This is a genomic window from Desulfovulcanus sp., assembly GCF_982781345.1.
In genome coordinates, this window is sequence record NZ_CEYAEZ010000081.1 from 1 (window position 1) to 9479 (window position 9479).

At 42.3% G+C, this 9479-nt stretch carries 8 protein-coding genes; 5 read left to right on the forward strand and 3 right to left on the reverse strand.

The window, feature by feature from the left end; all coding sequences use genetic code 11:
* Nucleotides 1-213: 213 nt before the first annotated feature.
* Nucleotides 214-390 carry a hypothetical protein gene (locus AC3WVG_RS10605; protein ID WP_252379638.1) on the reverse strand — a complete coding sequence of 59 codons (177 nt, stop codon included), beginning with the start codon at nt 388-390 and terminating at the stop codon, nt 214-216.
* 13 nt (nt 391-403) lie between these two features.
* Nucleotides 404-2044, reverse strand: a complete 1641-nt coding sequence (locus AC3WVG_RS10610) for a YeiH family protein (protein ID WP_488798090.1) — start codon at nt 2042-2044, stop codon at nt 404-406.
* 759 nt (nt 2045-2803) lie between these two features.
* On the opposite strand from AC3WVG_RS10610, the gene AC3WVG_RS10615 reads away from it, so the two are divergent.
* From AC3WVG_RS10615 to thpR, 4 genes are all read left to right on the forward strand, one after another.
* Nucleotides 2804-5185, forward strand: coding sequence for a c-type heme family protein (locus AC3WVG_RS10615; RefSeq protein WP_488798091.1), 2382 nt, complete (start codon nt 2804-2806; stop codon nt 5183-5185).
* Between the two features lie 80 nt (nt 5186-5265).
* Nucleotides 5266-6654 carry a sigma-54-dependent transcriptional regulator gene (locus tag AC3WVG_RS10620; RefSeq protein WP_488798092.1) on the forward strand — a complete coding sequence of 463 codons (1389 nt, stop codon included), beginning with the start codon at nt 5266-5268 and terminating at the stop codon, nt 6652-6654.
* Nucleotides 6655-6767: 113 nt separating this feature from the next.
* Nucleotides 6768-7250 carry a CinA family protein gene (locus tag AC3WVG_RS10625; RefSeq protein ID WP_488798096.1) on the forward strand — a complete coding sequence of 161 codons (483 nt, stop codon included), beginning with the start codon at nt 6768-6770 and terminating at the stop codon, nt 7248-7250.
* 15 nt (nt 7251-7265) lie between these two features.
* The gene (thpR, locus tag AC3WVG_RS10630; RefSeq protein WP_488798093.1) at nt 7266-7817 is read left to right on the forward strand and encodes an RNA 2',3'-cyclic phosphodiesterase; all 552 of its coding nucleotides are present in this window, start codon (nt 7266-7268) and stop codon (nt 7815-7817) included.
* Between the two features lie 31 nt (nt 7818-7848).
* On the opposite strand, the gene AC3WVG_RS10635 is transcribed toward thpR, so the two are convergent.
* A complete protein-coding gene (locus AC3WVG_RS10635; protein ID WP_488798094.1) occupies nt 7849-8310 on the reverse strand; it encodes a hypothetical protein in 462 nt (153 codons plus the stop codon).
* A gap of 249 nt (nt 8311-8559) precedes the next feature.
* On the opposite strand from AC3WVG_RS10635, the gene AC3WVG_RS10640 reads away from it, so the two are divergent.
* Complete coding sequence (locus AC3WVG_RS10640) at nt 8560-9186, forward strand: L-threonylcarbamoyladenylate synthase (protein WP_488798095.1); 627 nt, start codon at nt 8560-8562, stop codon at nt 9184-9186.
* The last annotated feature ends 293 nt before the right edge of the window (nt 9187-9479 follow it).

Consider the following 9479-nt stretch of genomic DNA (forward strand, 5'->3'; position numbering starts at 1 on the left):
TGCTCAAAACATAGAGTTGGGCCTTACTTTTTTCTGCCCAACTTAAGGCTAGATCTTCAGCCTTTTGCGCTCCGGGCGTTCCGTGTGTGGATAAGAGAATTTTTTTAAACATAAATACCTTCGTTAATTGTATAGGACAACTTTAATCTTTTACGTTTAAAATTTTTGATTAGAAAGGGGGCCTAAGGCCCCCTTAGTTTGTTTAAGCTGAGCTTAAGCCAGCCATTTGGTAAAAAGTAGAACAAAAAAGACAACGATCATGACCAGTACTAAGGCGGTCAGGTCTTCGTTGCGCTCGCTGGCAAACACGGACAGCGCACGCTCTTCCATTACTTTTTGGTCGTCAGCGCCAGGGACGCCACATTTGTTTTCACAATTATTTTCGGCCATATTTTATCTCCTTTTACTTTAAGACAACATCTTTAACAAAGAACATGACCACGATAAAAGACAGTACTGCCTTGGCGGTACCTGAAATGGCACCCATGACCAGTGGCCAGCCTCCAGCTTGTGCCAGGGCTTTCTTGGTAATTTGCATACCAAGACCAATAAGACCATAGGCAAAGAACCAGATCATGGCATCAGTAAGAACAACAATAGTCTTGGATTTTTTATGTACCTGTTTTACCGCGTGTTTAATGGCACTTTTGAGTTCTTTGGAAATTGAGATTTGTTTAGCCTTGGCCTTTGCTAAGATTGATTGCAAGGCTTCCATTCTCTTGCGGGCTTTGGCATCAAATACTTTTTTATTGTTCCTGTCTTTGTAGTCACCAGCAATTTGTCTCTGTTTGTAAAGATCTTCCAGTGCTTCCTTTTCTGCCGCAGTTAGTCCTGGAACGCCTGCTTTTACAGCTTCACCAATGACAGCCAATTCTTCTGCTGTGACTTCAGTTCTCTTATTATAGCTGAAATCCAGGTATTTACCCTTATAGTGGCTTGGAGGGCTGAATAAACCTAAAGAGGAGAGGAAGAATAAGAGCAAGAAACCGAGTACGAAGATAGGGAATTTATCAATGACAACTTCTTTAAAAGAAAGTTTGGTACCTTCGCTCTTGCCATACCAGGTGGCCAGCACCAAAACAATAATGGGCAAGAACAAAACGCGTGTAATGTTGAAAATTTCACCTACTTTCAAGGTGTGGATATCAACAGCGTTAAAGGCCAAGCAAGCAGCAGCTACCTGGGCGGAGTTCAGGATACCTGTTCCGGCCCAAGCACCGAACTGGGTGGGGTTCATGCCCACGATCTTACCAATGGTGGGGAAGGCAAACATACAAAGAACGCCCCAACCAAGAATAGTACCAATTGTATAGGCCATTTCTGAACACTTGGCCCGAACAACAGGAGCACAGGCAACGGTAGCGGAAACACCACATACGCCCATACCCGCTGAAAGAACTCCGGTCATGGACTTAGGCTGACGGAAGATACGCCCAAGCCAGAGAACAAAGAAAACAGTGCCCATAACAAAAAAACCGATCATCCAGACGGAAACCATACCCAATTTAGCTAATTCAGCGAAAGAATAACGGGCACCCAAGAGGATAACACCCATCTTCAGAACGAACCGGGCTGTTTTAACGCCTGAGGCCGCAAAATTGGGGATTCCCCAGGTGTTAGTGATAATAATACCAACCAGGATACCCAATACAACATAGTTCAGGTTGAGTACCTTGTGGATCTTGAAGCCAATAACCGGAACCAGGTTGTTACTGATAATTTTAACAATTGGTTCTGCATACCAGCGGATACCCATGGCCAGAATCAGGATAAAAAGGATCCCTGGAATTGTTTCCAGGACAAAAGTATCAAAATTTGTCATTGGTTTATCTTTTCTGGCCTGACGCAGTACGGCCGCAGCAACACCCAAAACACCGCCGACAATGCTTAAAATAAATTGCAGGTCAGCACTTTTATGAGTGTGCAGGCTGTGCATGATCCCATCGAGTACGCCGGCTTTCACCAAAAACGCATAGCCCAGCATGATGATACTAATGATCCACAAAGGACCATTGCTGGGACGACCAACTTGACCGTTTGCCATAAAAAACCTCCCGTTATAATTTTTTTTTCTACATCAGCAAAACATGTGCCATGCTCTTTGCTTTTGTAATATGTTGAAATTATTGATTTTAATTTTTTGACTCTGTGTTGAGTGTAAACTTGAGTTAGCAGGATGTATGTTTGAGGTTGCAAAATTTTGTTTTTTGTATCAGCTAGAGAGTTTGGGTTTGGGGGGAGGTTATTACGAAACTCGATTTATACGGTTGATTTTCGTTTCCCTAATCTTAACTAATTTTAATTAGAGAGTCTGTGGCCAAACTTTAGTTAAGAGGACAATATTTCATAATTTTTTCAATCCTGATTTCTTTCATGCTGGTGCAAATGCCTGGACCCATCTAAGGCTTGCTCGCGGGCAGAGCATAATGGGATATTCAGGGTAAATGAATATTCTTTTTATTGTCGATAGTTATTGCAAAGAGTCCCGGATATTTAGCTTTGTCGCCCCGATGCTCTGCTTAGCCGCAAGCTTCGCCAAGATGGGTTACGCCAGCCCTTAGCAATGCTTTCAAGAAACCAGGATTTTCAATCTGGTGATCAAAATAGGGTTTGGCCACAGACTCTAGATATCATTTGAGCTTGCTTACAGGTATTGTTTAAGCTCATTTTTCCGGACATTTTGTCCGGTTCAGAGGTATTTTTCCTCACTGAAAAACATCGCTATCAGAAAAGATAACATAGAATGACAGGGATTGAAACAAAAGCAACCAAAAAATTTGAGTTCTGAATTTTATATGGAGGAATGATGACTTTTTTTAAGTCTAAAAGGATACAGACTAAGTTTATATGCGGATTGACTTTAATCATGTTGAGCGTTGGGTTTTTTTTAGCTGCTACTCTTTATTTTCACTTAAAAAGCCTACTGACATCCGAGGTTCAGCAAAAGGCACATCTTGTATTTGCCCAGGTTGATGCTGTCCAGAACTATGTCCGCCGTACGCTCAGGCCCCTGATGTATGAACTTTGGCCTAACAAGTTTTTACTTCAGGCTATGTCTACATCTTATGTTTCTCGGCAGGTTATGGAGAACATGAATTTAATTAATGAGGATTTTTATTATCGCCGAGTGGCCATTAATGCCAGGAATCCAAAATTTGAGGCCAACACCATTGAATTGGAGTTAATTAATTACTTTCGGAATAGTTCTGAAAGTGACTGGGAGGGATACAAAAAGATTAATGGAAATGAGTATTATTTAATGGCCAGACCGGTCAGGTTTGAAGAGAGCTGCATGCGCTGTCATGGTCATCCCCAGGATGCTCCAAAGGAGATATTAAATATTTATGGTTCCAAAAGAGGCTTTGGACATAAAGTCGGGGAGCTTGCTGGGCTGGATGCTGTTGGAATTCCTGTTCAATCAGCAGTAACGCATATTCGTGAGGCCTCTGTTTCATACGCGTTGATGGTTTTTGCCGGTGGCATTTTTTTCTTTGCCGTAGTCAATGTCTTGTTTAATCGTCTGGTTGTACATAACTTGCGAAGAATACTCGATATTTTTAAAACCTATTTTGACTATGATTACAAGCAAAAGAAACTAATAGAAAATATTGAAGTGGACGATGAAATTGATGAGATTATTTATGCTACCGAGGATTTAGCCCAGCATTTGAGAAAGGCCAGAAAAGAATTACAGAACTATGCTCAGAACTTGGAAAGGATGGTCAAGGAGCGGACCAAGGAACTGGCCCAGGAAGCCGAGGAAAGAAGGTTAGATGTAAATTTATTTGTCGAGCTTTTGTCGAGGTTGAATGTAAGCTTAAGTAGGGCGGATTTACTTTCTGCTTCCATGGAACTTATAGGCAAACGGTTCCAAGTGGACCAGGTAACCTATATTTGTTCAATCGCCAGCCATTTTTTCTATTCCTGGCCAGAAAAGGATAAGCCTCCCAGGCTACCCAAGAATTGGGAAATGCTGGTGGCTCAGAACCAGCCTGTGTTTGCTGAGGATCATTGTTATATCCCTGTCCTGTCCGGTGAGGCAGCCTGGGGGCTTTTGTGTCTTTTTTGGAACCGACCGGTGCGGATTTCAAGACAGATGCAGTCCGTACTCCTTGCACTGGGCCAACAATTGGCTATTGCCATTGAAAATCTCCAGGCTCTGGATGAACTGCTTAAACAAAAAACCATGTTGCAATCAATTTTTGAAGGGATTTCCGATCCTCTGCTGCTCCTTGATGGTAACGGTTCGATAATAATGAAAAATTCTGCTGCGGATAAAGTCGTTCATCTTTTTGAAGTCTCTCATAAGAAGCCATCGTTGAAAACTATTGTCCTTGAACAGGCTGCTTTACTTAAAGAACAAGGGAGGGACCATGATCTTCCCTTAAGTAAAGAGCTTACAGTTGATTCTAGAATTTTTGTATTTAATTTTTATCCTTTAAAAGGTGCTGATAGAATTGTCCTGTATGTGCGCGATGTTACCAAAGAAAAAAATATGCTAGTTAAGATGCAGCAGTCAGAAAAGATGATTGCCGTGGGTAGACTAGCTGCAGGGTTGGCCCATGAGATTAATAACCCTCTGGGAGTAATTCTATGCTATGCTCAAATATTGAGAGGCAGCCTTGAAGATGAGCAGCAGATTAAAGATCTGAGCGTGATTATTAAACATACTAAAATGGCCCAGAAAGTTTTACAGGATTTACTAAACTTTGCCAGGCCCAAACAAGCGAAAAATACCGAGATTGACCTGGAAGAAGTGATTTCAGGGTTAATATCTGTGTTTAAAGTGCAGGCTGATATGCGCAAGGTGGAGTTCACCGCGCATATAGTGAAACCTTTACCTTTAATTGTCGCGGATAGAACAGCCCTCGAACAGGTTTTAACCAATTTGTTTTTAAACAGTTTGGATGCTGTTCCGTCAGGCACCGGGCGAATTGAGCTCAGGGTTGATATTGATAAAGAAAGTAATCGTATTGTGCTCAGTGTAAGGGATAACGGGCCAGGCATTGAACTAGAGGAAAAGGCAAAGATCTTTGATCCCTTTTATACGACAAAAGAGCCAGGCAAGGGAACAGGACTTGGACTGGCTGTTGTTTACACCCTGGTTGAGGAAATGGGTGGAGAAATCAGGGTTAGAAATGACAATGGAGCTGTTTTTGAAGTGCTGTTTAATTGTGTTTGTTAAGTTTATTGGATAGGGACAAGTGGCCAAGTCGTCCTTGGGTCAACTTTAACCGATCGCTGAATAATTAATCTTGGAGCGTCATGGAAAAAAAGTTTGGTGTTTTAGTCGTTGATGATCAAGAAGATTTTGCACATGGTCTGTGTAGGTTGATTGGGAGCCAATACCCTGATCTGGTTTGTTTTGCCGTAAGATCAGGAGATGAGGCATTGGATATTCTGGAGAGAGAGTCTATTGCCCTGATGATAACAGACCTACGCATGCCGGAAATGGATGGATTACAACTTCTGGACAGAACTCTGGAGATTGAACCGACCGTCAGTGTGGTCTTACTCACAGGATATGGCAGCGTGGAGACTGCTGTACAGGCTTTGAAGGCAGGTGCTTATGATTTTTTGACCAAACCCATTGATCAGGATCTGCTGTTTCGGGTTGTGGAAAAGGGAGTGGAGCGTAGCAGGCTGCTCAGGGAAAATTTTCGGCTGAAATCTCTGGCTGGAGAATGTGAGCTGGACCAGGTCATAATAGGTCAGAGTAAAAGTGTTCAGAGGTTAAAGGAAACAATCTGTGCCGTAGCCGGATCTGACTATACAGTACTTATTCTGGGTGAATCCGGGGTAGGTAAGGAATTGGTGGCCAAAATGGTACATAAGTTGAGTCCACGGGCCAATAAACCACTTGTTAGTGTCAATTGTCCTGCTATCCCTAGTGAACTCTTGGAAAGTGAGCTCTTTGGTCATGTCAAAGGTGCATTTACCGGCGCAAACAGAAACAGGAAAGGTTTGTTTCTGGCAGCCAATGGTGGAAGTATTCTTCTTGATGAAATTGGGGATATTTCCCTACAAATTCAAACCAAATTATTGCGGGTCCTGCAGGATCAGGAAATCAGGCCAGTAGGTTCTTCTACAGCCCACAAGGTGAATGTACGTATTCTGGCCTCTACCAATCAGGATTTGGAAAGCAAGATAAAAGATAATACTTTTCGCGAGGACTTGTATTATCGTTTGAATGTATTGACTATTGAGGTTCCTCCCTTGCGAGAGAGAAAAGAAGACATTCCTCTTCTGGCCCAGCACTTTGTTTTAAAAACTTGCCAGGAGTTAAATATTCCGCCCAAAGAGATCAGTCCGGAAGTTATGGCCTGGCTCAGTATCCAGGAATGGCCCGGGAATATTCGCGAACTGATCAATTTTGTCCGGCGTCTGGTTGTTTTTTCAAGCAGGGATACCATTGATATGCCGGTTTTGTCTCTGGTAACTAAAGGAAATGGGGAAAAATCTATAGAATTGAAACCCTACAAACAGGCCAAAGCCGAGGTTATAGATAATTTTACGCGCAATTATGTCACAGTGCTCATGCGTAAGACAAAAGGTAATATTTCTGAAGCAGCGAGACTTAGTGGATTGGAAAGGGTTTCCTTACAAAAGATTCTAAAGAGATTAAATATGAATGCCCAGGAGTTTAAACACTGATTTTCTTGCTGATATCCTTAGTTGGGTTACTAGAGGTTGAGTAAGCCTTCTGTTTTGGGTGAAATCATGATTAGTAAAGTTGATTCTGAAGTGCAGACAAGGAGTGTCTTGTGATGGTTGAAGAAAGCAGGGTATTGTTTTTGGCTGAACTTTTAGTCCGTAAAAAGTGGACTCTGTCCACGGCTGAGTCTTGTACAGGTGGACTCTTGGGCCACACCCTGACCAATATCCCTGGTAGTTCAAACTGGTATGTCGGCGGGGTTATTACTTATGCCAATGAAATGAAGATTTCTCTTTTAAATGTAGAAGCCGAGGTTATTGAAAAATATGGCGCCGTAAGTGAAGCCTGTGTCCTTCAGATGGTGCGTGGAGTATGCAACCTAACCAAGTCTCAGGTAGGGGTAGCCATTTCAGGCATTGCCGGGCCAGGCGGAGGAACAAAAGATAAACCAGTAGGCACAGTGTTTATGGCCTGGCAAATAGAAAGTAAAAATTGGGCGAAAAGGTTTAACTTTTCCGGAGATAGGCAGGAGGTTAAGTTACAAAGTGTGCAACAGGCCATAGAAGGGTTGGTAAGTGGGTTGATGTGTAAGTAAGTGAGAGAGGGGAAAATGCGTTTGTTTATTGGTATTTCGGTACCCGAAGCATATCAACAAAAGCTGCAGGAAGTTCAGGATAGGTGGAAAAACCGTTTTAAATCCAGACTATCCTGGACCAAGAAAGGCAATTGGCATTTGACGTTGAAGTTTTTAGGAGAGGTAGAAGAGGCAGACCTGCAGAGGATAAAGAATGCCCTTGATAAGATTCATCTTAGTTCGGCCTGGTTAAAGGGTGGGCAAGCAGGATATTTTGCCAGTAGAAATGGAATTCGAGTGCTTTGGCTGGGGCTTTCTGGAGAAGTACATGTGCTTGAAGACTGGGCCAGAGAAATTGAAGAAGAGTTTTATGCTCTAGGTTTTAGTAAAGAGAACAGGCCGTTTCATCCTCATTTGACTTTCGCCCGCGTGAAAATGTTTTCGGATCATGATCCCTGGGCAGAGTTTAGGGAATATGTTTCTGGACTTGATTGGCCTGACTTTAAGGTGCAGAGGATAAATTTGTGGCAGAGCAAGTTAACTCCCAATGGACCTGTGTATAAACTGATCTATTCGATTAAAGGTTAAGCCCGTACCTCAGCTTCTAGCCTCTTAACCTTTAAATATAGTCACCACGGTTGAACTTGATTTCTTCCGTGGTCGTCATAATTTCCAGCTCTTCTAGAATAGATCTAAGTTCAGGTTTTTGGGTATTTAGATTGATATTTTCTTTTAACTCTTTAATTTGCCCGGATATTTCTTGTAAAGTGGTATAGAGCCCGCGTAGGTCAGCCTGGGGGTTCTCCAACCCGGCGGCATAATTTTCCCATTTACTTAAAAGTTGATCAACCTGTTCCATAAGACTAGTTTCCACGGGTTGATGGTTTAATAGGGCTGGCGAGAGCAAGGGGTTTATTGATGGAGCTGAGATACCCGTCGAGCCAGAGACCCCACTGGAAGATACAGGTTTGGCACTTAATTCCTGGTTTAAAATTTTTGAGAAATCGTCCGCGGTCTTACTTTTTTGAGTTTTATTTTGTTCATTACTTAGTTTAGCAACTTGTTCCGGATTTATTTTCATAGCTATCCCCTTTGGAAAAATTTTCCCTTTTGGGTTGGTTAAAATCTATAAAAGCAATAATTTTGCCAAGTGTACTTTTTTAGCAGGTCTGAGTCAAATTAAGCTTTAACAAATATCTAAGGGTTAAAGCTAAGCCGAATTTATAGGTTCTAATCATGAATTGCGTTTGCAAGGAATCCATAAAATAAATAACGTAATCCATCCTACTCAATAAAACAACAAACTTAAAAAAATCATAAAAGGGACTCAATGAACCTAATAAAGGATGCCATAAACACAGCCATAGATATTATTCGGCAGGGTGGGATAATTGTTTATCCTACCGAGACTTTTTTGGGTCTGGGAGGAAATGGCCTTGAGATGAGCGTGGTACAACGAATCCAGGCGCTCAAGAAACGGCCGGCGCATAAGCCTCTACCTTTGATTATAGGCAGCCTAGAACAACTGGAGGAAATATGTTATTTGACCTCGTTTAGTTTGGAGCTGGCCAGAAATTTTTGGCCAGGACCATTGTCCATTCTGTTTCAGGCCAAAGAAATAATTCCTTTTGGAGTCAAAGATGCCGCCGGAATGGTCTCAGTACGTTTGTCCGCTCATCCGGTGGCCAGGCAACTTTGCACTTTGTCCGGATATCCTCTTATTGCCACTAGTGCCAATTTAAGCGGAAAACCACCCTGTACCTTATGTAGTGATTTGGATCCTGAAGTCCTCGAAAAAGTCGACCATGTGCTGGATGTGCCTCCGGAGCCAACAGGTAGACTACCGTCCACTCTGGTTCGCATGTTGGGAGGAAAAGAGATCGAAATCTTGCGACATGGCGTTATAAGCGAAGGAGAGTTGAGTCAAAAAGGGTATAAAGTAGTGCGTAAGGCATAAGAGTCTGTAGCCGAACCTTTTTATCAACTTAATTTCCATGGTTTATTCTAGTCTTGATTTCTTTCATGCTGGAACAAAGACTTGGACCCATCGAGCATTTGCTTGCTGACAGAGCATAATGGGATATTTTGGGTAAACAAAAATTCTTTTTGATATCGATAGTTATGGTCAATATCGCAAAGTGTTCAGCTCATTCACCCCGATGCTCTGTCTTTCCGCAAGCTTCACTAAGATTGGGTTGCCCAAGCCGTTTGTAATGCATTTCAGAAACCAAGACTTTCAATCTGCGCTTA

Bases quoted from the DNA above. Each gene is read 5' to 3' on its own strand.
- AC3WVG_RS10610 (WP_488798090.1), bottom strand. From the start codon at position 2,044: ATGGCAAACGGTCAAGTTGGTCGTCCCAGCAATGGTCCTTTGTGGATC.
- AC3WVG_RS10605 (WP_252379638.1), bottom strand. From the start codon at position 390: ATGGCCGAAAATAATTGTGAAAACAAATGTGGCGTCCCTGGCGCTGAC.
- AC3WVG_RS10640 (WP_488798095.1), top strand. From the start codon at position 8,560: ATGAACCTAATAAAGGATGCCATAAACACAGCCATAGATATTATTCGG.
- thpR (WP_488798093.1), top strand. From the start codon at position 7,266: ATGCGTTTGTTTATTGGTATTTCGGTACCCGAAGCATATCAACAAAAG.
- AC3WVG_RS10635 (WP_488798094.1), bottom strand. From the start codon at position 8,310: ATGAAAATAAATCCGGAACAAGTTGCTAAACTAAGTAATGAACAAAAT.
- AC3WVG_RS10620 (WP_488798092.1), top strand. From the start codon at position 5,266: ATGGAAAAAAAGTTTGGTGTTTTAGTCGTTGATGATCAAGAAGATTTT.
- AC3WVG_RS10625 (WP_488798096.1), top strand. From the start codon at position 6,768: ATGGTTGAAGAAAGCAGGGTATTGTTTTTGGCTGAACTTTTAGTCCGT.
- AC3WVG_RS10615 (WP_488798091.1), top strand. From the start codon at position 2,804: ATGATGACTTTTTTTAAGTCTAAAAGGATACAGACTAAGTTTATATGC.